General features: G+C 65.5%; 23 protein-coding genes. 15 read left to right on the forward strand and 8 right to left on the reverse strand.

All coding sequences use genetic code 11. The features are described from left to right. The first annotated feature begins 124 nt into the window (after positions 1–124). The 3 genes from ACM43_RS00810 to ACM43_RS00820 all read left to right on the forward strand — a co-directional run bounded on the left by ACM43_RS00810 (position 125) and on the right by ACM43_RS00820 (position 4521). A complete protein-coding gene (locus ACM43_RS00810; RefSeq protein ID WP_271537430.1) occupies positions 125–2434 on the forward strand; it encodes a xanthine dehydrogenase family protein molybdopterin-binding subunit in 2310 nt (769 codons plus the stop codon). A 128-nt stretch (positions 2435–2562) separates the two neighbouring features. Further along, on the forward strand, positions 2563–3012 hold the full coding sequence (locus ACM43_RS00815) for a cytochrome c (protein ID WP_271537432.1): 450 nt from the start codon (positions 2563–2565) through the stop codon (positions 3010–3012). Between the two features lie 225 nt (positions 3013–3237). Then, positions 3238–4521: a cystathionine gamma-synthase family protein gene (locus ACM43_RS00820; RefSeq protein ID WP_271537434.1), complete on the forward strand. Its 1284-nt coding sequence runs from the start codon at positions 3238–3240 to the stop codon at positions 4519–4521. Positions 4522–4733: 212 nt separating this feature from the next. On the opposite strand, the gene ACM43_RS00825 is transcribed toward ACM43_RS00820, so the two are convergent. After that, positions 4734–5153, reverse strand: coding sequence for a CHRD domain-containing protein (locus ACM43_RS00825; protein ID WP_157280854.1), 420 nt, complete (start codon positions 5151–5153; stop codon positions 4734–4736). Positions 5154–5301: 148 nt separating this feature from the next. Here ACM43_RS00825 and ACM43_RS00830 point away from each other — a divergent pair, with 148 nt between their 5' ends. Beyond that, positions 5302–6225 carry a c-type cytochrome gene (locus tag ACM43_RS00830; protein WP_271537437.1) on the forward strand — a complete coding sequence of 308 codons (924 nt, stop codon included), beginning with the start codon at positions 5302–5304 and terminating at the stop codon, positions 6223–6225. A gap of 136 nt (positions 6226–6361) precedes the next feature. Here the strand turns inward: ACM43_RS00830 and ACM43_RS00835 are convergent, their stop codons facing one another. Both ACM43_RS00835 and ACM43_RS00840 read right to left on the reverse strand, forming a co-directional pair. Then, on the reverse strand, positions 6362–6607 hold the full coding sequence (locus tag ACM43_RS00835) for an Lrp/AsnC ligand binding domain-containing protein (RefSeq protein WP_018642903.1): 246 nt from the start codon (positions 6605–6607) through the stop codon (positions 6362–6364). 101 nt (positions 6608–6708) lie between these two features. Next, entirely contained in the window at positions 6709–8688 is a 1980-nt protein-coding gene (locus ACM43_RS00840; protein ID WP_271537439.1) for a hybrid sensor histidine kinase/response regulator, read from the reverse strand. A gap of 321 nt (positions 8689–9009) precedes the next feature. Between ACM43_RS00840 and thiD the strand changes: the two genes are divergently transcribed. The 4 genes from thiD (at position 9010) to ACM43_RS00860 (ending at position 13015) form a co-directional block, all read left to right on the forward strand. Next, positions 9010–9810, forward strand: coding sequence for a bifunctional hydroxymethylpyrimidine kinase/phosphomethylpyrimidine kinase (gene thiD / locus ACM43_RS00845; protein WP_036030282.1), 801 nt, complete (start codon positions 9010–9012; stop codon positions 9808–9810). Between the two features lie 194 nt (positions 9811–10004). Continuing rightward, a complete protein-coding gene (locus ACM43_RS00850) occupies positions 10005–10817 on the forward strand; it encodes a UDP-2,3-diacylglucosamine diphosphatase (RefSeq protein WP_128264429.1) in 813 nt (270 codons plus the stop codon). 13 nt (positions 10818–10830) lie between these two features. Continuing rightward, a complete protein-coding gene (locus ACM43_RS00855) occupies positions 10831–11874 on the forward strand; it encodes a glycosyltransferase family 4 protein (RefSeq protein ID WP_271537446.1) in 1044 nt (347 codons plus the stop codon). 157 nt (positions 11875–12031) lie between these two features. Further along, complete coding sequence (locus ACM43_RS00860) at positions 12032–13015, forward strand: threonine/serine dehydratase (RefSeq protein WP_271537447.1); 984 nt, start codon at positions 12032–12034, stop codon at positions 13013–13015. Between the two features lie 182 nt (positions 13016–13197). Here the strand turns inward: ACM43_RS00860 and ACM43_RS00865 are convergent, their stop codons facing one another. Then, complete coding sequence (locus tag ACM43_RS00865; protein WP_271537449.1) at positions 13198–15021, reverse strand: caspase family protein; 1824 nt, start codon at positions 15019–15021, stop codon at positions 13198–13200. A gap of 165 nt (positions 15022–15186) precedes the next feature. Here ACM43_RS00865 and ACM43_RS00870 point away from each other — a divergent pair, with 165 nt between their 5' ends. From ACM43_RS00870 to ACM43_RS00880, 3 genes are all read left to right on the forward strand, one after another. After that, positions 15187–15630, forward strand: a complete 444-nt coding sequence (locus tag ACM43_RS00870; RefSeq protein ID WP_157280848.1) for an RbsD/FucU family protein — start codon at positions 15187–15189, stop codon at positions 15628–15630. A gap of 7 nt (positions 15631–15637) precedes the next feature. Beyond that, positions 15638–16174: an AAA family ATPase gene (locus ACM43_RS00875; RefSeq protein WP_271537452.1), complete on the forward strand. Its 537-nt coding sequence runs from the start codon at positions 15638–15640 to the stop codon at positions 16172–16174. 203 nt (positions 16175–16377) lie between these two features. After that, positions 16378–16737 (forward strand): hypothetical protein, encoded by a 360-nt coding sequence (locus ACM43_RS00880; protein WP_271537454.1) that lies wholly within the window; start codon positions 16378–16380, stop codon positions 16735–16737. A gap of 12 nt (positions 16738–16749) precedes the next feature. On the opposite strand, the gene ACM43_RS00885 is transcribed toward ACM43_RS00880, so the two are convergent. Further along, a complete protein-coding gene (locus ACM43_RS00885; protein WP_271537479.1) occupies positions 16750–17103 on the reverse strand; it encodes an ADP-ribosylation/crystallin J1 in 354 nt (117 codons plus the stop codon). Positions 17104–17230: 127 nt separating this feature from the next. Continuing rightward, positions 17231–18655, reverse strand: coding sequence for a hypothetical protein (locus ACM43_RS00890; protein ID WP_271537456.1), 1425 nt, complete (start codon positions 18653–18655; stop codon positions 17231–17233). A gap of 75 nt (positions 18656–18730) precedes the next feature. Between ACM43_RS00890 and ACM43_RS00895 the strand changes: the two genes are divergently transcribed. Then, positions 18731–19927 (forward strand): MFS transporter, encoded by a 1197-nt coding sequence (locus ACM43_RS00895; RefSeq protein ID WP_271537459.1) that lies wholly within the window; start codon positions 18731–18733, stop codon positions 19925–19927. Here the strand turns inward: ACM43_RS00895 and dgcA are convergent. After that, entirely contained in the window at positions 19897–20892 is a 996-nt protein-coding gene (dgcA, locus tag ACM43_RS00900) for an N-acetyl-D-Glu racemase DgcA (RefSeq protein ID WP_271537461.1), read from the reverse strand. The two genes, ACM43_RS00895 and dgcA, sit on opposite strands and share 31 nt — an antisense overlap. 131 nt (positions 20893–21023) lie before the next feature. Between dgcA and ACM43_RS00905 the strand changes: the two genes are divergently transcribed. From ACM43_RS00905 to ACM43_RS00915, 3 genes are read left to right on the forward strand one after another with little or no spacing between them, the layout of a single operon-like run. Next, positions 21024–22157 carry an MlaE family ABC transporter permease gene (locus ACM43_RS00905; protein ID WP_157280843.1) on the forward strand — a complete coding sequence of 378 codons (1134 nt, stop codon included), beginning with the start codon at positions 21024–21026 and terminating at the stop codon, positions 22155–22157. A 2-nt stretch (positions 22158–22159) separates the two neighbouring features. Beyond that, on the forward strand, positions 22160–22942 hold the full coding sequence (locus ACM43_RS00910) for an ABC transporter ATP-binding protein (protein ID WP_271537463.1): 783 nt from the start codon (positions 22160–22162) through the stop codon (positions 22940–22942). A gap of 28 nt (positions 22943–22970) precedes the next feature. After that, positions 22971–23837 (forward strand): MlaD family protein, encoded by an 867-nt coding sequence (locus tag ACM43_RS00915; protein ID WP_057028765.1) that lies wholly within the window; start codon positions 22971–22973, stop codon positions 23835–23837. A 143-nt stretch (positions 23838–23980) separates the two neighbouring features. On the opposite strand, the gene ACM43_RS00920 is transcribed toward ACM43_RS00915, so the two are convergent. Further along, positions 23981–24488, reverse strand: a 508-nt coding sequence (locus ACM43_RS00920) for a hypothetical protein (protein ID WP_271537466.1), incomplete at its 5' end; no start/stop codon positions are given.

A 24488-nucleotide genomic window follows, 5' to 3' on the forward strand; every position in this document is an offset into this window, starting at 1 on the left:
ATCCCAGTGAGGCACGCGTGGCGCTTTTGAAGCTGCGACCCCTGCGCCCGCCTAAACCCGTTTGCCTTGCCAGTTTTTCCACGGCAATATGCCCACAAAACAACCATGAGAACGGGAAGATAACATGGCGGCTCCCATCAAGTTCGGCGTTGGCCAAAGCGTGCTGCGCAAGGAGGATGACGCGCTCATCCGCGGCAAGGGCCGCTATACCGACGATTACGCGCCGCAGGCCGCGCTCCGCTGCCTGGTGCTGCGCTCGCCGCATGCGCATGCCAAATACACCATCGATGCGAGCCGCGCGCGCGGCCTGCCGGGCATTGCGCTGATCCTGACGGCGGACGACGTCGGGGATCTCGGCAATCTGCCCTGCCTGTTCAACCTCGAGACCGATCCGTTCACCGGCCCGCCTTACCCGATCCTGGCCAAGGACGAGGTGCGCCATGTCGGCGACGCCATCGCCTTCGTGGTCGCCGAGACCATCGACCAGGCTCGCGACGCGATCGAGGCGATCGAGGTCAAATGGTCGCCGTTGCCCGCGGTGACCGGCGTCGTCAACGCCGTGAAGAAAGGCGCAGCCTTGGTCTGGCCCGACAAGCCGGGCAACGTGCTGTTCGACGTCTCGATCGGCGACAAAGCGGCGACGGAAGCTGCCTTCGCGAAAGCGCATGCGGTGGCCGAAATCTCCATCGTCAACCCGCGCGTGGTTGCGAGCTTCTTGGAGACCCGCGCGGCGGTCTGCGAATACGATTCCAAGCGCGACCATCTGACGCTGACGGTCGGCAGCCAGGGCAGTCACCGCCTGCGCGACATCCTCTGCCAGAACGTGCTCAACATTCCCACCGACAAGATGCGGGTGATCTGCCCCGACGTCGGCGGCGGGTTCGGCACAAAACTGTTTCCGTATCGGGAATATGCCCTGATGGCGGTCGCTGCGCGCAAACTGAAGAAGGCGGTGAAGTGGGCGGCCGACCGCTCCGAGCATTTCATGGGCGATGCGCAGGGCCGCGACAACGTCACCACCGCCAAGATGGCGCTGGCTGAAGACGGCAAGTTCCTCGCGATGGATTGCGACCTCATGGGCGACATGGGCGCGTATCTGTCGACCTTCGGGCCCTACATCCCGCATGGCGGCGCCGGCATGCTGCCGGGCCTCTACGACATCCAGGCCTTCCATTGCCGGGTGCGCACGATCTTCACCCACAGCGTGCCGGTCGATGCTTATCGCGGCGCGGGCCGGCCCGAAGCCGCCTATGTCATCGAGCGCCTCGTCGATGCCTGCGCGCGGAAGCTCGACATGACGCCGGATGCCATCCGCCGCAAGAATTTCATCCCGCCGAAGGCGCTGCCCTACAAGACCGCAACCGGCAAGGTCTACGATTCCGGCGACTTCGCCGCGCATCTGAAGCGCGCGATGGAGATCGCGGAATGGAAAGAATTTCCCAAGCGCGCCAAGGTGGCCAAGAAGGGCGGCCTCATCCGCGGCATCGGGCTTGCGAGCTACGTCGAGATTTGCGGCGTGATGGGTGAAGAGACGGCCAACGTACGTCTCGATGCCAATGGCGACGTCACGGTGCTGATCGGCACGCAATCGAGCGGGCAGGGCCATCAGACCGCCTATGCGCAGATCGTCGCCGAGCAGTTCGGCGTCGCGCCCGAGCGCGTGCATGTTCGCCAGGGCGACACCGACGAGATCGCAACCGGCCTCGGCACCGGCGGCTCGGCCTCGATCCCCTCCGGCGGCGTCAGTGTCGAACGCGCCACGCGCGAACTCGGTTCGAGGCTGAAGGAGATCGCGGCGCAGGCGCTGGAAGCCAGCGCGGGCGACCTCGAAATCTCCGAAGGCGTGGTGCGGATCGCCGGCACCGACCGCTCGATCTCGTTTGCCGATCTCGCCAAGCGGCCCGGCGTCGATCCGTCGAAGCTGAACGGCAGCGCGACCTTTGCCAGCGCCGACGGCACTTATCCCAACGGCACCCATATAGCGGAGGTCGAGATCGATCCGGCGACCGGCATCATCAAAATCGTCAACTACGTGATCGTCGACGATTTCGGCAAGACGCTCAATCCGCTGCTTCTGGCGGGCCAGGTCCATGGCGGCGCCATGCAGGGCATCGGCCAAGCCTTGATGGAGCAGGTTGTGTATGGACCGACCGACGGCCAGCTCATCACCGCAACCCTCATGGACTATGCGCTGCCGCGCGCGGCGGATGGGCCGGCCTTCGTATTCGAGACCCACAACGTCCCTTGCAAGACCAATCCGATGGGCGTGAAGGGGGCCGGCGAGGCTGGCGCGATCGGCTCTTGTCCGGCCGTCGTCAACGCCATCGTCGATGCGCTCTGGCGCGAGTACAAGATCGACCACATCGACATGCCGGCAACGCCCGAGCGGGTGTGGGTTGCGATCAGCGAGCATCACCGCCGTCACAGCTTGTGAAGCCGCGCTTCCCGCGCGCACGGGAATAAACGCGCCGCGCGGGGTTCTACCCATGATGGGTCCCGGCTTCACCAGAAGCCGGTGACGTCTCATTCCCTGAACGTCTCGAGAGCCGGAGAAACGAACCAATGAAACGGACGATGATTGTCGCGGGCGCCCTCGTGCTGGGCGCGGGCGCCGTCATGGCGCAACAGGAGATTGCAGTCCAGCAGGACAATCTGATGAAATCGATCGCCAAGAACCAGTACGGCGTCCTTCAGAAGATGAGCAAGGGCGATATGCCCTTCGACAAGAAAGCGGCCGATCAGGCCATCGCCGCCATCGAGGCCGATGTCGCCAAGATCGCCAAGACCTTCGAGATCAATCCCAAGCAGGATGTCGTCAATGCGACGTATGGCTCCTCGCCGAAGGTCTGGCAGAACAAGGCCGATTTCGATGCCAAGATCCCGCCGGTGCAGAAGGCGATCGCCGACGCCAAAGGCAAGATCACCGATGTCGCGGGTCTGAAGGCGGCCTACACGACGATCAACGACCGCTGCAATGACTGTCACGAAACCTATCGCGTGAAATTGAAATAGCGGGACGGAGCTACCAAGGACTTCAGAAAGGGCGGTTGCGAAAGCAACCGCCCTTTTTCATGACCGCGGGCCCGCAGGAACTTCTGTCCGCAAGGCCTGACGGATTGCCGCGAGAGCGGCTATCTTTGTGCCAGCGGCCGTGCGCTCACACGAGTCTCCTCCCGGCATCCTCACGTCGGGTTTCCCAACGCGCGGCGAGCACCTCGATCAACAGCGAGACAGGCCATGGCAAAACCGTTCCCGTCCAAGACCCATATCGGCAATCATATGCTGCATCCGGGAACCTTGATGCTGACCTATGGCTATGATCCGCAATTGTCGGAGGGCGCCATCAAGCCGCCGGTGTTCCTGACCTCCACCTTCGTGTTCAAGACCGCCGAGGACGGGCAGGACTTCTTCGACTACGTCGCCGGCCGGCGCGAGCCGCCGGAAGGCATGGGCGCGGGCTTGGTCTATTCGCGCTTCAATCATCCCAACAGCGAGATCGTCGAGGACAGGCTCGCGATCTACGAGCGCACGGAGAGTTGCGCGCTGTTCTCGTCCGGCATGGCGGCCATCGCAACCACGATCCTGGCCTTTGTTCGCCCCGGTGATGTCATCCTGCACTCGCAGCCGCTCTATGGCGGGACGGAGACGCTGCTGACGAATACGCTCGCGCGCCTGTCGATCGGCGCTGTCGGCTTTGCCGACGGCATCGACGAGACGGCAGTCAAGCAGGCCTCGGAGGAGGCCATGGGCAAGGGGCGGGTGTCGATGATCCTGATCGAGACGCCCGCCAATCCGACCAACGGCCTCGTCGACATCGCAATGATCCGCCGCATCGCCGATTCCATCGGCAAGGCGCAGGGACACACGCCGGTCATCGCCTGCGACAACACGCTGCTCGGGCCGGTGTTTCAGCGGCCGATCGAGCACGGCGCGGACCTGTCGCTGTATTCGCTGACCAAGTATGTCGGCGGCCATTCCGACCTGATCGCGGGCGCCGCGCTCGGATCGAAGGCGATCATGAAGGGCATCAAGGCGCTGCGCGGCGCCATCGGCACCCAGCTCGATCCGCATTCCTGCTGGATGATCAACCGCTCGCTCGAGACGCTCAGCCTGCGGATGGAGAAGGCCGATGCGAATGCGCGGCTCGTGGCGGACTTCCTGCGCGATCACCCGAAGGTCGCCAGGGTGCACTACCTCGGTCATCACGAGCAGGGCTCGCTGTCCGGCCGCGTGTTCGCGCGGCAATGCCTGGGCGCGGGCTCGACGTTTTCGTTCGACATCGTCGGCGGCAAGGAGGCGGCGGTGAAATTCCTCAACGCGCTGCAGATCCTCAAGCTGGCGGTGAGCCTTGGCGGCACGGAATCGCTCGCAAGCCTGCCGGCGACGATGACCCATTCCGGCGTTCCCGCCGACATCCGCCAAAAGATCGGCGTGCTCGATTCCACGATCCGGCTGTCGATCGGCATCGAGAATCCGTCGGACCTGATCGCCGACCTCGCGCAGGCGCTGAACGCGGCTTGAGCACGGTCAGAGTCGTAGCGTCGTAGCCTGGATGGAGCGCAGCGAAATCGGGGGACCTGTCCGCAACGCGCAGGGCTCCCGGATTGCACCAACGGTCGGCACTTTGCGCCGACCGTTGGCTCCATCCGGGCTACGAAGTTGCTTGGAATCGAAAAGGCCGGACGCTCCCTCCTTGCGTCCGGCCTTTCCGCGACGAAGCCCGCGTTTTCGCTTTACTTCGTCACCTGACCGCGGATCTCGCCGCCCGGGTTCGCGGCCGTGTGGATGTTGATGTAGTACTTGCCGCCGAGCAGATCGGCGGCCTGCGCGTCCGTGAGCGTGGCTTCGCCCTTGACCGGGCTCGAGGCTGCATTCGGGATCGGGACTGCGACGCCGGCGTTCTTGCCGGCTTCGGCAGGCCCGTGGAAATGTGCGGCGGTGGCGGGGCCCGAGAGACCGGAATAAGTGACGGTCCAGGACAGCTTCTTGCTGGCAGCGTCGTAGTCCAGATCGGCCGTTCCGGTCGCGCTGCTGGTGTTGGCGGGGACTTCGGATTTGCCGTCCAGCGTCGCCTTCAGTTTCTCCGCGCCGGCCGGGGCGGCGAACGCAACGGCAGCTCCGAGTACCAGTGTGGCAAAAACGGCTTTGGTCATGGGTCTCTCCTGTTGACGCCTGATTGCTTTTCAAACAGTGCGTCATGCGGTTTATTCCGGCATTACAGCCGGACCGTCTAAAATATTCGTGTGTTGGATCGGGCGCGACATGACCCTTAAGTTCGCGCGTTCACGATGGAATGATCGAATGTTGCGACGAACGCTTTTTGCCGCCCTGATCGCCGCCGTCGCGGCGTTCGCCCTCTATTGGTGGTTGACCGCCCCGGCCGTGCTGGCCGTGCCGGCGCCGACACGCAACCTCGATGTCGCCAACGGGCAGGAGCTGTTCAACGCTGGCGGCTGCTCGTCCTGTCATGCCACCCCCAATCAGCCCGATCGCCTGCGGCTCGGCGGCGGGCTGGCGCTGGGCTCGCCGTTCGGGACATTCTACGTCCCCAATATTTCCCCCGATCCGGCCTACGGGATCGGCCGCTGGAGCGAGGCCGATTTCGTCAACGCCGTGATGCGCGGCATATCGCCCGCGGGCACGCACTATTTCCCCGCGTTTCCCTACACGTCCTATCGTCTGGCCAGCGTCGACGACGTCCGCGATCTCTTTGCCTATCTGAAGACGCTTCCGCCGGTGTCCGGCACAGTGGGCGACCACGCACTGCCGTTTCCGTTCAACATCCGCCGCAATATCGGCATCTGGAAATTGCTGTTCATGGACACCGCGCCGTTCGTCGCGGACGCCGCGCGCTCGCCGCAATGGAATCGCGGAGCCTATCTCGTGAACGCTTTCGGCCATTGCGCCGAATGCCACAGCCCGCGCAATGCGCTCGGCGGCATCATCGCCGGCCAGCGCTTTGCCGGTGGGCCCAATCCGGAAGGGGAGGGCTGGGTGCCCAACATCACGCAGCAGGGCATCGGCAGCTGGAGCGAGAAGGATATCGCGGATTTTCTCGAGACCGGCGACATGCCCGAGGGCGACAGCGCTTCGGGTGCGATGCGGCCGGTGATCAAGAACCTTGCGCAACTGACGGCGGAAGACCGCGCCGCGATGGCCGCCTATCTGAAGTCGCTGCCGCCGGTGCAGGGACCGACACCGCCCAAGCGCAAGGAGGGCGGCTAGCGCTGCCGGCGCTTCGGCCGTTGTTTGCGCGTGATCTAAAGCGCGATGAGATTGGGATGAATCATCATCGCGCTTTAGGTTGTTGTTTACGCATGATCTTTCCGGAAAACCGCTTCGCACTTTTCCGGATCATGCTTTAGCCGGTGCCGAACGCCTTGAAGGTGATGATGGTGAGAGTGTCCTGGATGCCCGGCAGCACCTGCACCTTCTCATTCACGAAGTGGCCGATGTCGGTGTCCTTGTCGACGTAGAACTTCACCAGGAGGTCGTATTGGCCGGCCGTGGAGTAGATCTCGGAGGCGATCTCGGCTTCGGCAAGCGCATTGGCCACCGTATAGGACTGGCCGAGCTTGCACTTGATCTGAACGAAAAAAGGAACCATCGCGGGCACTCCGAAAGCGTATTCTTCCGGCTAATAGGCCAAAACCGGCTGGATTTAGCAAGCGAACTTGCTGGATCATTCGAGGCGCTTCGGGCGCGATGCTAGGATGGGACCGCTGCGGCGGCCAATGCATCCCTCAGCCGCTGGGCGAGCTCGACCTTGCGGTACGGCTTGGTCAGCACGACCGCTCGCGCCTGCGCGCGGCCCTGCTCGACCAGGGCCTCCAGCGCGTAGCCCGAGGTGAACAGGACCGGCAGGCCGGGACGCACACGCCGCGCCTGATCGGCGAGCTCCCAGCCGCTCATGCCGCCCGGCATCACGATATCGGTGAATAGCAAGTCGATGCCGGGATCGCCCTGCAACTGGTGCAAGGCATCCTTGCCGTTGACCGCAGCGACGACGCGATATCCGAGCGCTTCCACCCTGCGAATGACGGAGGAGCGGACGAACGGATCGTCCTCGACGATCAGGACCGTCTCGTAGCCTCGCGGCGCCGTGTCCTCGCCGTCGGGAAGATCGGCTTGCGACCTACCGGTGCTCGCGCGCGGCAGGTAGATCCTGGCCGTGGTCCCAAGGCCAGCCTCGCTGTAGATCGAGACATGGCCGCCTGATTGCTTGGCAAAGCCGTAGACCATGCTGAGGCCGAGGCCCGAGCCCTTGCCGACCTCCTTGGTGGTGAAGAACGGCTCGAACGCGCGTACGGCGACCTCGGGCGTCATGCCTTCGCCGTCATCGGTGACCGCGATCAGGACGTAGCTGCCGGGCGCGACCTCCCGGTGAACGGCACCGTCATCATCTTCGATCGTGACCAGCTCCGTGGCCAGCGTGAGGTGGCCTCCCGATGGCATGGCATCCTGCGCGTTGAGCGCGAGATTGAGCACGGCGGATTCGAGCTGGGCGCGGTCGGCAAAGGCCAGGATCGTGCCGGGCCCGGAGGTCGTCCTGATCTCGATATCTTCGCGCAAGGTGCGCTTGAGCAGCTTGAACATGGAATCGAGCAGGCTCCGGCAATCGATCGTCTGAGGCCGCAGCAATTGGCGGCGGCTGAAGGCGAGCAGGCGCTGCGTCAGCTCGGCGCCCCGTTCGCCCGATTGGCAGATGTCGTCGGCAAAGCGCCCGAGGTCGGGCCTCGCCTTGAGCTGCTCGCTCAGGTGCTCGGCATTGCCGATGATCACGGTCAGCAGGTTGTTGAAGTCGTGCGCGATGCCGCCGGAGAGCTGACCGACCGTCTCCATCTTCTGCGCCTGCTGAAGCTGCTGCTCGGTCAGCTTGCGCGCGGTGAGGTCGTGGACGATGCCGACGAAGATCAATTCGCCGTCCTGCCGCGCCTGGCCGACCGACAGGTCCATCGGAAACGTCGTGCCGTCCTTGCGCAGGCCGACGGCCTCGCCGCCGGTCGCGAAATGCCGCGCCTGGCGGTCGGGCGCCGCATCCGCCTCGGGCATCAGCATGCCGACGTTGCGGTTCATCACCTCGTCGGCACGGTAGCCGAACAAGCGCTCGCAGGCCGGATTGAACAGCAGGATCCGGTCCTGCGCATCGAGCAGGATGACTCCGTCGACCGCGGTCTCGACGATCGCGGTGAGGCGCGCCACGCTCTCGCGCATCGCGCGCTGGGCGTCGCGGACCTGCTGCAGCAGCAGCGCGGCGTCGCGGCTCTTGATTTCCTCCTCCTCGAGCGCGGCCTGGACCTGTCGCAGCTCGAACGGCGAGGGGATCGTCAGGATCTTCGACAGCAGCGGCCAGAGCGCGGCGGCGGTGAAGACCGACGCGACCGCCGTGGCGGCCTTGACTATGCCCTCGATGCCATAGATCGGAACCCAGAGCGTGTAGATCGACAGCACGTGGGTCAGGCCGCACGCCATGATGAAGATCGCGAACGCCCAATAGACCCAGCCGAATTTGAGGTCGCGCCGCTTGGTGACGAGGATGGCGAGGGCGAACGGGATCGAGAAATAGGCGGCGGCAATGCTGGCGTCGGAAACGACGTGAAGCCAGATCAGCTCAGGCTCCCACAACAGGCAGATGCCGTGCGGCGACAGCATGGACGAGTCGAGGAGACGTTCGAAGAAGGCCCACATCGTTCCACCCCATGGAGTCTTGTTCAGGTGGCTTGCGCGGCCGGGCGGCCCGCAACATGGGGGCGCCGGACGGTTCCACCACCTGACGTCTCGCGTCACCGGCGAAGCACGCTAAGGTACGCGACTATAGCAAGGGTCCGGCGCCGTTGCATTTTCAAGTCCGCACCATTGTGGGCCTTGGTCCGCGCGGTGTCCGACTGATTCGCAAGGCACGCAATCGGTTCGCGAATCACGCCTGGCGGCGGCCCGGCGCGCTTGCTGACGTTCCACGGTCGCGCTACGAGAGGCCATGGCGGCCTCCTCAAGCACATGTCTCTCGCGATGACGACCCCGGTCGCACTCACCATCGCCGGTTCCGATTCGAGCGGCGGCGCCGGCATCCAGGCGGACCTGAAGACCTTTGCCGCGCTCGGCGTCTATGGCGCCTCCGTGATCACGGCGCTGACGGCGCAGAACACGCGCGGCGTGACCGGCATTCACGCGGTGCCGGCCGGGTTCGTCACCGAGCAGATCGACGCGGTGTTCTCCGACCTCGATATCGGTGCGGTGAAGATCGGCATGGTGGCCCAGGCCGCCAGCATCGATGCCATCGCGGCCGCGCTGTCCCGCTGGGCGCCCCGGCATGTCGTGCTCGATCCCGTCATGGTGGCGACCTCCGGCGACCGCCTGCTCGCCACCGAGGCCGTCGACGCCCTGCGCACCAGGCTGATGCCGCTGGCTGCCGTGATCACGCCGAACCTGCCGGAGGCTGCGGCCCTGCTCGATGCGCCGGTGGCGGCGAGCGAGGCCGAGATCGAAAGCCAGGGACGCCGCCTGCTGGCGCTGGGCTGCCGCGCCGTCCTGATCAAGGGCGGGCACGGCGAGGGCGCCGAGAGCACTGACTATCTCGTCACTGCCGAGACCGCGATCGCGCTCGCCGCGCCGCGAGTGGCCACCCGCAACACCCATGGCACCGGCTGCTCGCTGTCCTCCGCCATCGCGGCGGGGCTGGCCAGGGGCGAGGACCTCGAGGCCGCAGTGCGCAACGCCAAGGCCTGGATCAGCGCCGCGATCGCGGCCGCCGACCGCTTCAGCGTCGGCCACGGCCACGGGCCGATCCATCATTTCCACAAGTTCTACTGAGGCGGGCTTGCTTCGCCTCTCCCGCAAGCCAAGCGGGGAGGGAGCGCACTTACCCTGCGGCGCCATGTCGCCTGATTGTCGCATGCGACTGATATTCGCGGGGAGGGCGAGGCAAGGCGTGATTCGTATTTGAAAGTGCCTCAAGGGTTCAATCGGTCATCCCCCTGTCACGGGACATTGTTACAGGCTGGCGCATGGGAAGTTACGATGTGAGTGACGAGAGCCCGGAGCGGCGCTTTCGCACGTTGTTCATCTCCGACGTCCATCTCGGAGCCCGCGGTTCACAAGCCGATCTTCTGCTCGACTTCCTGCGCTACCATGATGCCGATACGATCTATCTCGTCGGCGACATCGTCGACGGCTGGGCGCTGAAATCGAGCTGGCACTGGCCACAATCGCATAACGACCTGGTCCAGAAGCTTTTGCGCAAGGCGCGCAAGGGCGCCAAGGTCATCTACATTCCCGGCAATCACGACGAGTTCCTGCGCAACTATTACGGCACGCATTTCGGCGGCATCGACGTGGTCGAGAACACGGTTCATACCGGCGCCGACGGCAAGCGCTATCTCGTCATTCACGGCGACATCTTCGATCTCGTGGTGCAGAACGCGCGCTGGCTCGCCCATCTCGGCGACAAGGCCTACGACTTCGCGATCCAGATGAACCGCCTGGTCAACTTCTTCCGCCGGCTGTTCGGCGTGCCCTATTGGTCGCTCTCGCAATGGGCCAAGCAGAAGGTCAAGAACGCCGTCAACTATATCGGCGCGTTCGAGCAGGCGCTCGCCGCCGAGGCGCGGCGTCACCAGGCCGACGGCGTGATCTGCGGCCACATCCACTACGCCGTGATCCGCGACGAGGGCGGCATCCGCTACATGAATTGCGGCGACTGGGTGGAGAGTTGCACCGCCCTGGTGGAGCATGACGACGGCCATTTCGAGATCATCACCTGGGCGGATCAGTTGCGGAAGCCGGAGCAGGTGCCACAGGTCGCAGCCAGAGCTGCATGACAAGGACCACTTGATGCGCATCCTGGTCGCGACCGACGCCTGGCACCCGCAAGTCAACGGTGTGGTTCGGACGCTGACCAAGCTCGCTGATGCTGCAAAAGCGCTCGGCGTCGAGTTCACGTTCCTGACGCCGCAATCGTTCCGCACCTTTGCGATGCCGAGCTATCGCGACGTGCGCCTCGCCATGCCGCGCCCGGCCCGGATCGCAAGGCTGATCGAGGAGGCGCGCCCGGACAGCATCCACATCGCGACCGAAGGGCCGATCGGCCTGATGGTCCGCCGCTATTGCCGCCAGCGCAAGCTGCCGTTCACGACCAGCTTCCATACCCGCTTTCCCGAATATGTCCGCGCCCGCGTGCCAGTGCCGGGCTCGCTGATCTGGCGGGCGCTGCGGCGCTTCCACAGCGCCAGCCGCGCCGTGATGGCGGCGACGCCGGCGCTCGCGCGCGAACTGACCGAGCGCGGCTTCGACAATGTCGTGCTGTGGCCGCGCGGCGTGGACACTACGTTGTTCCACCCGCGCGTCATCGATCTCTGCCTGCCGGCACCCGTGTTCCTGTCGGTCGGCCGCGTCGCAGTCGAGAAGAATCTCGAGGCGTTCCTGGACCTCGACCTACCCGGCACCAAGGTGGTCGTCGGCGACGGCCCGGCGCGCGCCTCGCTGGAAGAGGCCTACCCCGATGCGATCTTCCTCGGCGAGAAGCACGGCGAGGAACTGGCGGATATCTACGCGGCCGCCGACGTGTTCGTGTTCCCGAGCAAGACAGACACCTTCGGCCTGGTGCTGCTGGAGGCGTTCGCCAGCGGCCTGCCGGTCGCGGCCTTCCCTGTGAAGGGTCCCCGCGACGTGATTGGCGAGGCGCCGGTCGGCGCGCTCGATCACGATCTGCGCAATGCCTGCTTCGCCGCGCTCGATATCTCCCGGCAGGACTGCGTCGCCTTTGCCGCCAATTACACCTGGGAGGCCTCGGCAACGGTCTTTATCGACAGCATTTTGGCGGTCGGGGCGGTGCTGCCCGGCCGGACCGCCGCGGAACAGCCGCGCCAAGTCGCCTAGAGCTATCTCGATCCGATGGATCGAAATAGCTCTAGATTCTTGTTTTGACGCGTTTTCTTCACGCGAACCGGGATCCACTTCGCTCGAAAACGCTATGGGGAGATCCTCTCGCGGAGGTGTCTTGCCCGGGCCTGATCGGCCGCGATAACATTCCGCCATGACCGAACAGGCCCTTCCGGTCGGCCCTGCCGACATCGATGCCGCAGCGCGCGTGATCGCGCCTTACGCCATTCGCACCCCGCTGTTGTCCTTCCCCGTGCTCAACGAGCGCGTCGGTGCAAAAGTGTTCCTGAAGCCGGAGATGCTCCAGCGCACCGGCTCGTTCAAGTTCCGCGGTGCCTTCAACAAGGTGTTCTCGATCCCGCAGGACAAGCGCGCCGGCGGGGTCGTCGCGTTCTCCTCCGGCAACCACGCGCAGGGCGTGGCGGCGGCGGCAAAGATCCTGGACATGCAGGCAACCATCGTGATGCCCGCCGATGCGCCGCTGTCCAAGCGCGAGCGCACCAAATCCTACGGCGCCGAGGTCGTGCTGTACGATCGCTATAACGAGGACCGCGAGGCGATCTCGCGCGGCATCGCCGAGAAGCGCGGCGCGACGCTAGTCAAACCCTATGACGATCCCTTCGTGATCGCAGGGCAGGGCACCGCCGGCCGCGAGATCGCCGAGGACATGGCAACGCTTGGCCTCAGTCCCGACATCGTGGTGGCGCCGGCCTCCGGCGGCGGTCTGATCGCGGGTGTCGCGACCGCTGTGAAGGCGCGCTATCCGCAAGCCGAGATCGTGGTCGCCGAGCCCGAGGCCTTCGACGATCACAGCATTTCACTCAGCTCAGGCCATCGCGAGCCGCATCCGCCAGCCGGCCGCACCATCTGCGATGCGCTGATGGCGCTGATGCCGGGCGAGATGACGTTTGCGATCAACAGCAAGCTCTTGGCGCGCGGCGTCACGGCGTCGGACAAGGAAGTCGGCGCGGCGGTCGCCTTTGCCTATCGCGAGCTGAAGCTGGTGGTGGAACCCGGCGGCGCGGTGGGGCTTGCTGCGCTACTCGCGGGCCGCCTTGATGTGGCCGGCAAGAACGTCGTCATCGTGCTGTCAGGCGGCAATGTGGATGCGGATCTGTTCGCGGAGCTGGTGGCCTGACTTTGGCTGAAACGGTGTGAGCCGCAGTCCACCGCGTGGGCAGGGCAATCGCATTCGAATTTCGAGAGGCCGTCATGCCCGGGCATGACGACGTAGAGAGAGTTGGTGCCCATGGCCCACATCTCATTGCGATAGCCCTCCCCCGCAAGCGGGGGAGGGAGCGCACCTTCCTTCTTGCCCAATCAGTGCGTGAAGCCGCCGCGACGGTTGCCGCCATTGTTCATGCTTGGCGCCTGGTTCATTGACTGCCGGAAGTTGTTGTTGCTGCTGACCATGCGGTTCGGCACCGTGTTGAGCTGCGGACGGCTCGTCTGCACGTTGGTCTGCACCTGCACCTTGTTGACCGGGCTAATGTTGGGCCTCACGATGCCGGTGTTGCCGTTGTTGACGCGGATCGGCTGGTTCTGCGTCTGAACGTTGACCGGCTTCACGTCGATCTTGGTGCCGCCTTTGCCGACATTCACCGGCATGCTCACGATCTTGGGCGGAGAGCCGTTGCCGGCATTGTTGCCGCCGTTCTGCGGCTTGTTGGTCGCAGGCAGGGTCACGATCTTGCCAATGCCGACCTTGCCGTTGATCGTGTTGGTCGGCGCAGGCAGCGTGACGATCTTGCTCGGGGTCTGCGGCGGCGTGCCGTTCTGCGGGTTCGGCTGGTTATTGCCGGCAGGCAGGGTGACGATCTGTCCGCCATTGCCGAGCTTGCCGACGACATTGCCGTCGAGCGGCTTCTGCACGACCGGCAAATTGCCGTTCATCTGCGCGCCATTGCCCTGCTGCATCAGCGGCATGTATTTGGGCTGGCCGAGATTGCCGATCTTGATCGTCGGAGCAAGGGTCTGCGGCGCCAGGAACTTGGTCGCCTGCATCAGGGGGATCTGCTTCGGCTGCGTCTGCAGCTTCAGCGCGACCTGCGCATAGGGGCTGTTGCCGTAGCTGTCATAGAAGCTCTTGTAGGCAAGCGGGGAATTGGCGAGCACCGCCTTGTGCCAGGCCTGCGAGATCAGGATGTTGTTGAGCAGCCAGCGGATGTGGTCGCACAGCGGGTCGTGCGGGTACATGCGGATGAACTCCTGATAGTACTCCGGCCGGCCCTCGGACACGACGTAGTCATAGGCCTGGCGGGTGGAGCGGCTCGGCAAATTGGAGGCCATCTGCACGACCGGCGCTTTCACCGGCGCGCGGTTGGCGGCAACGGCGGTGTCACCGAAGAAGGTGAAGTCGCTCGTCAATGAGGAGCTCTCCCACGGAATCTGCGCGCCGCTGGTGGTCTGGTTGACCTGCAGGCGCACGCGCTTGAACAGCTGCTCGATCGGCACGTTGGGCTCGCGCGCGACGTTCAGGAACGCCTGTGTGTACGGGCTGTGGCCATTGGTGCCGTCGAGCGCCTCGGCGCCTGGCGCGGTCGAGTAGCCGACGATCGAGCCGTTCGGCGCATCGACGATTGCCAAGCCGCGGCCGGCGTCGTTGATTTCAGGGAACGGGTTGTTGCGGCAGGCATCGAGGATGACGATGCGCATGCGGCTCGGGATCGTCTCCAGCGTCGACATCACGTCGACGAGGCGCAGCGAATTGTTGACCAGCTCGGTCGGGCTGGAAACCTTGGCGTCGACCGGAACGAGATAGTTCTCGCCGGCGAGCTGCACGCCGTGACCGGCGTAATAGACCATGGCCACCGTGTTCGGACCGCGCGAGGCGACCTTGGCGGAGAAGTCCTGGACGACGCGGAGCATGTCGTTCTGGGTCAAGTCGGTCGCGGCGACCACTTCGAACCCGGCGGAGTTCAGGAACTGCGCCATCGACTGGGCGTCATCGTCGGGGTTCGCAAGCTGCGGCGCGTTCTGGTAGTTGGCATTGCCGATCACCAGCGCCACCCGCTGCTCCGGGCCTTGCAGCGCGGTGGGGGCAGGCTGCACCGGGGCGACTTGCGCGGAAACGGGCCCGCAGGCGAAGCCGAACAGGCTTCCCAACAGGCTCGCCGTCATGAAAAAGGGCTTTAGGCGGAACATGGCGTGCTCCTTTGGCACTCATCTCGATGCGAGATTGGTTGCGGCCAAGCTTGGCTGCGTTCGAGCCTTGCGGTCCGTGATCCCAGTCACCATGCTCGCCTCCGTGATCTGAATCACGCTCGGAACCTGTTATGGTTAGCGATCGATTGGGAGGAACTCCGCCACATGCTGAAATCGATCGATCCGATCCTCACCCCCGATTTGCTCTGGCTGCTCGCCGCGATGGGCCATGGCGACGACCTCGTGTTCGTCGACGCCAATCACCCCGCCACCCGGATCGCGCAGAGCACCTCGTCGCAGCGCCTGATCCAATTGCCGGGCATGACGATGGAAACTGCCATCCGGGCCATCATGTCGGTCTATCCGCTCGACAATTTCGATCCCGATCCGGTGCGTGTGATGATGCCGGTCGACGATCCCGACCGCGTGCCCGAGGTGCAGCGCGCGGTGCTCGCGGAGATCGCACGTGCGGCTGGCCGGCCGGTCACGCCCGGCAAGCTCGCGCGTCCCGATTTCTATTGCGCGGCAGCGGCAGGCTTTGGCGTCGTGCAGGTCGGTGACAGCAGGGGCTATGGCTGCTTCCTGATCCGCAAGGGCGTGATCGGTTAGGAATATCATGAAGCATCCATCCTCACTGATCGTGTTCGGCGGCCTTCCAGGTACCGGTAAGACGACGATCGCTCGCGAACTCACCGCCAGGCTGGCGGCGACCTATCTTCGTATCGATGCGATCGAGCAGCCATTGCGGGACGCAGGCCTCATCGTCGGCGCGGCCGGCTATGCCGTTGCCAACACGCTCGCCGCCGAAAACCTCAAGCTCGGGCGCATCGTCATCGCGGACTGCGTCAATCCCGTGCTGGCAAGCCGCGCCGGATGGCGGCAGACCGCCTTGCGAACCGGCGCAGGCATCGTCGAGATTGAAGTGATTTGCAGCGAACCGGCGTTACACCGGCAGCGCGTGGAAAACCGGCTGCCCGACATTGACGGTCACAAGGTTCCAACCTGGGATGACGTCGTGAGCCTGACTTTCGAACCGTGGGATCGGGAGCACTTGGTGCTCGATACGGCCGAGAGTTCGCTCGATCATGTCCTGGACCGCGTTGAAGCGCATGTGCGCGACAAGATGGGCTACAGCAGAATGGCTTTAGGTTGAATCGATTGCCACGGGCTCGGTGCAACCTCTCCCGCTTGCGGGAGAGGTCGCGCCGAAGGCGCGGGTGAGGGCTTTCTCCTCTAGGGGGCTATCCCATTGCGGAAACACCCTCTCCCCAGCCCCCTCCCGCAAGCGGGAGAGGGAGTGCACCTCGCACTCGAATTTGAGTGGCCTTCTCGCATCCGCCTGTCTATCGTCGATTCATGTCTCGCCTTCTGTGTCTCTTCGTTGCTGTCGTCCTGTCGCTGCTGCCCGCCGTCGCACCCGCCGAGCCCGTGCAAAAGCGCCCCAAGCCGGTCTGGAAGGGCTACGGCTTCCTGCCGGGCTATCGGCAGCCGCTCAGCAACAGCATCCCGCTCTACAAGCAGAAAGACGCGATGCGCCGTCTGTCGCGCGCCGACCGGCGCCATTGGTACATCGACCCGGTTCCGCAATTTTATCGCTGGGACGGCGAGTGGCACTATTTCGGCCGCCCCGGATTCAACGGCGGCCGCTACAACGGCGGCAGCTTTGGTCCGTGCTGGACGCGCACGCCGATCGGTCCGATCTGGAATTGCGGGTGAGGCGCGCGGCGGTTAGGGAAAGCTACGGACGACCTCGATCAAGCCGACGATTGCCGCATTGAACGCATCGAGCTCCTCAGCCGGAATCCAGTACTCCAGATGTGAACGTCCGCCCGCTTCCTGCACATCGTATTTTTCGATGAAGCTGCGCTTGACTGTGAAACGGGTCACGAAGCCCGATCCGCTCGCCGGGACATTCCAGTCCCGCGCGATCTTGATGGCGTAGTCTTCGGTCAGCACCGGATAAAAGATCGGCTGGTCAGGCAGGCGCGGCGGAAACGCGCGCATGCCGGATTGCTGGATCAATTCCAGCTCTTTTGGACCGACGGGCCGCCAGAGGGTGAGAGTATCTTCGGTGGGGGACATGGGCGTGAGGTCCAAGATCGAGCGTCGTCGTTGCGAGCGCAGCGAAGCAATCCGGAATCCTTCCGCGGAGACAGCCTGGATTGCTTCGCTGCGCTCGCAATGACGGGGTTGGGGAGTGCGCGCTCTCTTACGAAAAGAACGCGATCTTCTCGGCCTGGGTCATGCGGCGGATCGGGGCGAGCGGGTCGTTGGCCGGTGCGCGGGGTTTTTGCAGGATGCCGCTGGCGAGGATGGTGGCGCCGAGCGAGGCGTCGGACATGGACGCGGGCAGGGGCGAGGGCATCGGCAGCGTCGCGGTCGGGGCTGCCGCCATTGATGCGGTGGCCGCCATGGCCGGCGCCTGCTGCTCCATCACTTCGGCGGCGGCTTCCGCAATGGCGTCGGTGAGGCGCGCGAGCGAGTCCAGCGCGATCGGCGCGTCTGCGGCGGGCTCTTCGGCGATGGCTGCGAGGACAGGCTCGGCTGCGACCGGCTCCGGCTGTTCGGTGGCAATGGGCGCCACGAGATCCGAGAGCGCCGGCTCCGGCGTCGCGGCTGCCATCTCCACCGGCTCGATGATCTCGTCGAAGTCGGGATCGGGCGCGGCCATCTCCATCGCGATGGCCTCGAGGATGGCTTCGTCCTCGGCCTCGGCTGCGGCGTCGAGCGCGAACTCCTCGCTGACTTCCGTCAAGGCCTCAGGCTGAGCGGCCGGCTCTTCAAACGCGACGGCTTCGAGCTCGGCATCATCAGGCGCGACGTTTTCGAGCGCCGCGCTTTCGGCAGGGATCCGGCTGTCGGCCGCGATCCCCTCGGCGGCAGCGGCGTCCATGGCCTGCTCGGCCATGGCGGCGGTTTCAGCGGCCGCCGTTGCTTCGACGGCCGCATCGAGTTCCGGAGCTGCTGCGATCTCTTCGCGCGTCTCCGTAAAAGCCACGGGTGCGTCGCCGGCCATCGCCGCAGGCGCCGTCTCGACGGGCGAGGCTTCTGCGACCGATGAAGCCGCCTCCTGGGCCGGAGCGGCCCGCGGCGTTGCGTCGCCGTCGAGCTGCTCGACGCGGTCCTTCAGCAGATCGAACGCAGCCTTGAGCTCGATGCGGGGATCGAGGGTCGAGATCTGCCCGCAGGCGGCCTCGATCGAGGCGAGCTGCGAATCAATGAGGTCGCAGATTCGCCCGTCGGCGCCGATCTCGCGCCAGCGCCAGGAGATCTCCTTGATGATGCGGACCCCGCGCGGGATCGGCGCGAGACTCGCCTCGATCGCGCCGGGATCGACCGCGGCGAGCGCGATCGTCTCGGCCTCGCGGATGGCGCGGCGGATCTCGACCAGCGCCTCGGGCAGGCGGTCCTCGACGACCGGTTGCCGCTGTGCCGCAAGGGTTTCCTCGATTTTCGCGACCGCATCCAGCACCATGCGCGTGTCGGCGTTGCGGTTGCGCTTGGCATATTCGCCGAGGAACCAGCGGCCGCGCGCGGTCTCCATGAAGGCTTCGCGGATCGCTTCGTAATCCTGCTCGTTCGGCGCGGCCGCGCGGGCAGACATGGGCGAGAGGGCGAATGCTTCGTTGGCCATGACAATCTCGTCGCGCAAATCAGTGCGCGTTACTGTAACGATCACCACGATATCGACCGAATCGCAATTGGTTTGATGCAGTCCGAATCACAAATCCCCATCGCGGCAGCGACGAAGCGGCGATTCGCCGTGAGCCTCGCCGTGTTCTATTCGGCCTTCTTTGCGGTTCTGGGCACGCATGTGCCGTTCTTCCCGGTCTGGCTGAAGGCGATCGGCATCGACGCTGTCTGGATCGGCATCATCGCCGCGCTGCCGGCGATCACGCGCTTCACCACGCTGCCGCAAGTGACCGCCTTTGCCGAAAAGCGGCAGGCGATTCGCGCCGCCATCATGGTGTCGGCGCTGGCCACTGCGATCGGATTTACGGCGGTCGGCCTGCAGCAGCAGCCGCTGGCGCTGTTCCTGGTCTACGCGCTGACCTGCATGATGTGGACGCCGACGATGCCGCTGACCGATGCCTATGCGCTGCGCGGCGTCGCCCGCTACGGGCTCAATTACGGACCCCTTCGGCTGTGGGGGTCGGCGGCGTTTGCCGCCGGCTCGCTCGCCTGCGGCTATCTCGTCGACATCATCGCTCCGCGCGACCTGATCTGGGTCATCGTCGCCTGGGCCGTCGTCGCGGTAGCAGCCAGCCTGCTGCTGCAGCCGCTCGACGATCTCAGGCGGAGGACGCCGGAGCGGCATGCCGGCAAGCCGCTGCTGCGCGATGCAGCCTTCTGGGCCGTGATCGCGTCGGCGGCGCTGATCCAGAGCAGTCACATCGCCTTCTACACCTTCTCGGCCATCAACTGGCAGCTCCAAGGCATCAGCGGGCTGACCATCGCGGTGCTGTGGACGCTGGGCATCATGGCTGAGATCGTCGTGTTCGCGCTGTCGCCGCGCTTCTCGCTGCAGCCGTCCACGCTGATAGCCATCGGCGGCGTGATCGCCGTGCTGCGCTGGATCGTCACCGCGAGCGAGCCGCCGCTCGTGCTGCTCGCGATCGCCCAGCTCGGCCACGGCTTCAGCTTCGGCCTGACCATCGTCGGCACCATGAACCTTTTGGCGCAGCGCGTGTCTTCGCATCAGATCGCGCGCGGGCAGGGCTATTACGCCGCGTGCAACGGGCTCCTGGGGGCGGCGACGTCGATCGCATCAGGCGCGATCTACGCCCGCATCGGCGACAATGTCTATTACGTCATGGCGGCGATGGCCGCTGCCGGTGCCATCCTGATCTGGTCGGCGCGGCATCGCCTCACGGCTCAGCCCCAGAGCGAAGCGTCCGGCGGGTAGACCAGGCTGCCGTCATAGCGCAGGCCGTGCTCGCGGTCGCGCGCCAGCAGCAAAGGGCCGTCGAGATCGACGAAGCGCGCCTGCGGCGTCACCAGCATCGCAGGCGCCATCGACAGCGAGGTCGCGACCATGCAGCCGATCATGATCTCGAAGCCGAGCGCCCGGGCAGCATCGGCCATGGCCAGCGCCTCGGTGAGGCCACCGGTCTTGTCGAGCTTGATGTTCACGGCGTCGTAGCGCTCGCGCAAGGGCGCAAGCGAAGCGCGGTCATGCACGCTCTCGTCGGCGCAGACGGCGAGGGGGCGCTTGATGCGCGCCAGCGCTTCGTCGCGGCCTGCCGGCAGCGGCTGCTCCACCAGGGTGACGCCGGCGGCGGCGCAGGCGGCGAGATTGGCTTCCAGATCGGCCTCGGTCCAGGCCTCATTGGCATCGACGATCAGCTCGGCCTCAGGGGCGGCCTTGCGCACGGCCGCGATACGCTCCGGATCGCCGCCGCCGCCGAGCTTGATCTTGAGCAGCGGGCGGTGCGCCGCTTTGGCGGTCGCCGCGGCCATCGCCTCGGGGGTTGCTAACGAGATCGTGTAAGCCGTGGTGCGCTCCTTCGGCGCCGGGCGGTCCAGTAGGTTCCAGGCGCGCAAGCCCGCCGCCTTGGCCTCGAGGTCGATCAGGGCGCAATCCAGGGCGTTGCGGGCCGCACCTGATGGCATTGCGGCCTGGAGGGTCTCTCGCGTCAGCCCGCCCGCGACGGCCTCCTGCATGGCCTGGATCGCAGCCAGCGTCGCCTCCGGCGTCTCGCCGTAGCGGGGATAGGGCACGCACTCGCCGCGGCCGGTCAGGCCGCCCCGGCTGACCTCCGCCACGACCGTGACGGCCTCGGTTTTGGCGCCCCGGCTGATGGTAAAGCTGCCGGCGATCGGGAAGCGCTCGATTCGCGTCGCCAGAGCTGCAAATTTCATGGAAGTCATTTTGAACTCTGGCGAAATCTGAACCTGCTAGTTACCTCTAGCAACTAACATTAACCCCTTGGGGATACCTTCTCTGGGTAAGGGCGCGTGCGCAACCATCTGATTTTCTCCGCCCCGGCGCGGGAGCGGACATGAGTGGCGATCCGAAGCTGGAACGGATTGCCAAGGGCAACGCCCTGGCACTGTGCGCCACCGGCACCTGGACCGCGAGCTTTGCGCCGGTCCTGGAGCGGATGGTGACTGAGGCCGAGAAGCTCGCAGGCACCCCGCAAAGCATCTTCATCGACGTCTCCGAGGTCGCCAAGCTCGACACGTTCGGCGCCTGGCTGATCGAGCGGCTGCGCCGCAGCCTGACCCAGGGGGCCGTCGAGGCGCAGATCGCAGGGCTCTCCGCCAATTATTCCAGCCTCGTGGACGAGGTGCGGCGGGTCAGGGGGGCGGCCGTGGTCGACAGCGACCCGATCACCATCTCCGGCATGCTGGAGCAGATCGGCCGGACCGTGGCCGGCGTCGCCGGTACGGTGGCAGGCCTCGTCGACATGCTGGGCGCCGTGCTCGCGGCGTGGTTTCGCGTCCTGATTCATCCGCGCTCGTTCCGCCTGACCTCGACCGTGCATCACATGGAGCAGGTCTGCTGGCGCGCGGTGCCGATCATCGTGCTGATCACCTTCCTGATCGGCTGCATCATCGCGCAGCAAGGCATCTTCCATTTCCGCCGCTTCGGCGCCGATATCTTCGTCGTCGACATGCTCGGCGTGCTGGTGCTGCGCGAGATCGGCGTGCTCCTGGTCGCGATCATGGTCGCCGGTCGCTCCGGCAGCGCCTACACCGCCGAGCTCGGCTCGATGAAGATGCGCGAGGAGATCGACGCGCTGCGCACCATGGGGTTCGATCCGATCGAGGTCCTGGTGCTGCCGCGCATGATGGCGCTGGTGCTGGCGCTGCCGATCCTCGCATTCCTCGGCGCCATGGCTGCGCTCTATGGCGGCGGTCTGGTGGCCTGGCTCTATGGCGGCGTTCAGCCCGAGGCCTTCCTGCTGCGCCTGCGCGACGCCATCTCGATCGACCATTTCATCGTCGGCATCGTCAAGGCGCCGGTGATGGCTGCCGTGATCGGCATCGTCGCCTGCGTCGAAGGGCTCGCCGTGCAGGGCAGCGCGGAATCGCTGGGTCAGCACACCACCGCGTCGGTGGTGAAGGGCATCTTCTTCGTCATCGTCATGGACGGCATCTTCGCCATCTTCTTCGCCTCGATCGGGATGTGACGATGGCAAGAGAAACTCAAAGCGAGATCCAGGACCCGATCATCCGCGTCCGCGGCATCACCGTGCAGTTCGGCGCCACGCGCGTGCTGGACGGGCTCAACCTCGACGTCAAGCGCGGCGAGATTTTGGGATTTGTCGGCCCCTCGGGCGCAGGCAAGTCCGTTTTGACGCGCACCATCATCGGCCTCGTGCCGAAGGTCGCGGGCTCCATCGAAGTGTTCGGCGTCGATCTCGATTCCTCGAGCGCGTCGCAGCGGCGCAACGTCGAGCGGCGCTGGGGCGTCCTGTTCCAGCAGGGCGCGCTGTTCTCCTCGCTGACCGTGCGGCAGAACATTCAGTTTCCGATGCGCGAATATCTGCGCGTCTCGCAGCGGCTGATGGACGAGATCACCATGGCCAAGCTCACCATGGTCGGCCTCAAGCCCGAGGTCGCCGAGCGTTTCCCGTCCGAGCTCTCCGGCGGCATGATCAAGCGTGTGGCGCTGGCGCGCGCGCTGTCGCTCGATCCCGACCTCGTCTTCCTGGACGAGCCGACGTCGGGCCTCGACCCGATCGGTGCCGGCGACTTCGACGAGTTGGTGAGGACACTCCAGCGCACTTTGGGGCTGACGGTTTTCATGGTAACCCACGACCTCGACAGCCTATACACAGCATGTGACCGCATCGCCGTTTTAGGGAACGGTAAGATCATTGCGGCAGGGTCGATCGCCGACATGCAGGCCTCGCAGCATCCCTGGCTGAGGCAGTATTTTCATGGCAAGCGCGCCCGCGCGGTCATGGGTTGAGAGCTGGGTTGAGTAGCCGGAGCACCTGATGGAAACGCGGGCGAACTACATTTTGATCGGCTCGTTCACGCTGGCGGTGATCGCCGCCGCGATCGGCTTCGTGCTGTGGTTTCAGTCGCTGCACACGACCAAGCAGCGCAGCCCCTTGCGCGTCGTGTTCGAGGGCCCGGCGGCGGGCCTGCGCAACGGCGGCAGCGTCAATTTCAACGGTATCAGGGTGGGCGAGGTGGTCTCGGTGAAGCTGGACAACCCGCGGCGGGTTGTCGCACTCGCGATGATCGAGAACAACGCCCCGATCCGCAAGGACACGCTCGTCGGCCTCGAATTCCAGGGCCTCACCGGTGTTGCCGCGATCTCGCTCAAGGGTGGCGAGGAGGCTGCGGCCCCGCCGCCGCTCGACCAGGACGGCATCCCGACGCTCACGGCCGACCCCAACAAGCTCCAGGACGTCACCGAGGCGATCCGCGCCACGCTGCAGAACGTCAACAAGATCGTCGCCGACAATCAGGAATCGGTGAAGAACTCGCTGAAGAACCTCGAGACCTTCACCAATTCGCTGGCGCGCAATTCCGAGAAGATCGACGCCGTGATGGCCAAGGTCGACGGCGTCATGCTCAAGGCCGACAATCTCATGCTCGGCCTCAACACGCTGGCCGGCGGCAAGGATGGCGGCGAGCTGTTCCAGGCGGTGAAGTCGATCCGCGAGCTCGCCGAGGATTTCGACAAGCGCTCGGGTGCCTTGATGGCCGACGGCCGCCGCACCCTCGGCGACATCAGCCGGGCCGTGAACAATTTCGATCGCAACCCGACCCGCGTCCTGTTCGGCGCCAGCAATTCGTCGCAGCCCGCTCCGCCGCCCGAGCCGCCGAAGCCTGCGGCAGCGCCGAGGCGGTAGGCGGTAGGGAAGCGCGAATGGGGAGTGGCGAGTAGCGAGTAGCGTATACAGCGTTCCTCACGGATCGATCCCAAACAAAAACGGAGCCCGCGAGGGCTCCGTTTTCATTCGCTATTCGCAATTCGTAATCGGCGAGCTTCCGCTCACCCCAGCCGGCCCGCCGCGTGCGCGAGCAGGGTGTACACCAGGCCCGTCTCCGAGATCAGGTGGCTGCGCAGCTCCTGCGGGCCGCGGCCGTCGCGGGCGACTTCGTCGAGCAGGCGCTCGAACTCGGCGACGTAGCGGTCGACCGTGCCCTTGAAGTTGCGGTCGGCGCGGTACTTGCGGGCGACCTCGTCGAAGGCCTTCTGGCCGGCGGGCGTGTACAGGCGCTTGGTGAAGGCCTTGTTCTCGCCGCGCTGGTAGCGGTCCCACATTTCGGCGGCGAGGTTGCGGTCCATCAGCCGGCCGATGTCGAGCGACAGCGATTCCAGCGGATTGCTGCTGGCCTGCGGCGCCTGCGGCTGCGGCACGGGTGCCGCGCGGCCACGCGGAGCCTGGCCGGCCGGCGCGCCCTGGTTGGCGTCGGTGCGGTTGAGCAGGTCCGACAGCCAGCCGTCACGGCCCTGGTCGTTGCCACCGGGCGCGACCGGCGGCGCTTCGGTGCGGCGC

It is taken from the genome of Bradyrhizobium sp. CCBAU 45321, assembly GCF_028128975.1.
GTDB classification, from domain to species: Bacteria; Pseudomonadota; Alphaproteobacteria; order Rhizobiales; family Xanthobacteraceae; genus Bradyrhizobium; species Bradyrhizobium yuanmingense.

Coding starts and splice junctions, on each gene's coding strand:
- ACM43_RS00810 (WP_271537430.1), top strand. CDS start 125: ATGGCGGCTCCCATCAAGTTCGGCGTTGGCCAAAGCGTGCTGCGCAAG.
- ACM43_RS00815 (WP_271537432.1), top strand. CDS start 2,563: ATGAAACGGACGATGATTGTCGCGGGCGCCCTCGTGCTGGGCGCGGGC.
- ACM43_RS00820 (WP_271537434.1), top strand. CDS start 3,238: ATGGCAAAACCGTTCCCGTCCAAGACCCATATCGGCAATCATATGCTG.
- ACM43_RS00825 (WP_157280854.1), bottom strand. CDS start 5,153: ATGACCAAAGCCGTTTTTGCCACACTGGTACTCGGAGCTGCCGTTGCG.
- ACM43_RS00830 (WP_271537437.1), top strand. CDS start 5,302: ATGTTGCGACGAACGCTTTTTGCCGCCCTGATCGCCGCCGTCGCGGCG.
- ACM43_RS00835 (WP_018642903.1), bottom strand. CDS start 6,607: ATGGTTCCTTTTTTCGTTCAGATCAAGTGCAAGCTCGGCCAGTCCTAT.
- ACM43_RS00840 (WP_271537439.1), bottom strand. CDS start 8,688: ATGTGGGCCTTCTTCGAACGTCTCCTCGACTCGTCCATGCTGTCGCCG.
- thiD (WP_036030282.1), top strand. CDS start 9,010: ATGACGACCCCGGTCGCACTCACCATCGCCGGTTCCGATTCGAGCGGC.
- ACM43_RS00850 (WP_128264429.1), top strand. CDS start 10,005: ATGGGAAGTTACGATGTGAGTGACGAGAGCCCGGAGCGGCGCTTTCGC.
- ACM43_RS00855 (WP_271537446.1), top strand. CDS start 10,831: ATGCGCATCCTGGTCGCGACCGACGCCTGGCACCCGCAAGTCAACGGT.
- ACM43_RS00860 (WP_271537447.1), top strand. CDS start 12,032: ATGACCGAACAGGCCCTTCCGGTCGGCCCTGCCGACATCGATGCCGCA.
- ACM43_RS00865 (WP_271537449.1), bottom strand. CDS start 15,021: ATGTTCCGCCTAAAGCCCTTTTTCATGACGGCGAGCCTGTTGGGAAGC.
- ACM43_RS00870 (WP_157280848.1), top strand. CDS start 15,187: ATGCTGAAATCGATCGATCCGATCCTCACCCCCGATTTGCTCTGGCTG.
- ACM43_RS00875 (WP_271537452.1), top strand. CDS start 15,638: ATGAAGCATCCATCCTCACTGATCGTGTTCGGCGGCCTTCCAGGTACC.
- ACM43_RS00880 (WP_271537454.1), top strand. CDS start 16,378: ATGTCTCGCCTTCTGTGTCTCTTCGTTGCTGTCGTCCTGTCGCTGCTG.
- ACM43_RS00885 (WP_271537479.1), bottom strand. CDS start 17,103: ATGTCCCCCACCGAAGATACTCTCACCCTCTGGCGGCCCGTCGGTCCA.
- ACM43_RS00890 (WP_271537456.1), bottom strand. CDS start 18,655: ATGGCCAACGAAGCATTCGCCCTCTCGCCCATGTCTGCCCGCGCGGCC.
- ACM43_RS00895 (WP_271537459.1), top strand. CDS start 18,731: ATGCAGTCCGAATCACAAATCCCCATCGCGGCAGCGACGAAGCGGCGA.
- dgcA (WP_271537461.1), bottom strand. CDS start 20,892: ATGACTTCCATGAAATTTGCAGCTCTGGCGACGCGAATCGAGCGCTTC.
- ACM43_RS00905 (WP_157280843.1), top strand. CDS start 21,024: ATGAGTGGCGATCCGAAGCTGGAACGGATTGCCAAGGGCAACGCCCTG.
- ACM43_RS00910 (WP_271537463.1), top strand. CDS start 22,160: ATGGCAAGAGAAACTCAAAGCGAGATCCAGGACCCGATCATCCGCGTC.
- ACM43_RS00915 (WP_057028765.1), top strand. CDS start 22,971: ATGGAAACGCGGGCGAACTACATTTTGATCGGCTCGTTCACGCTGGCG.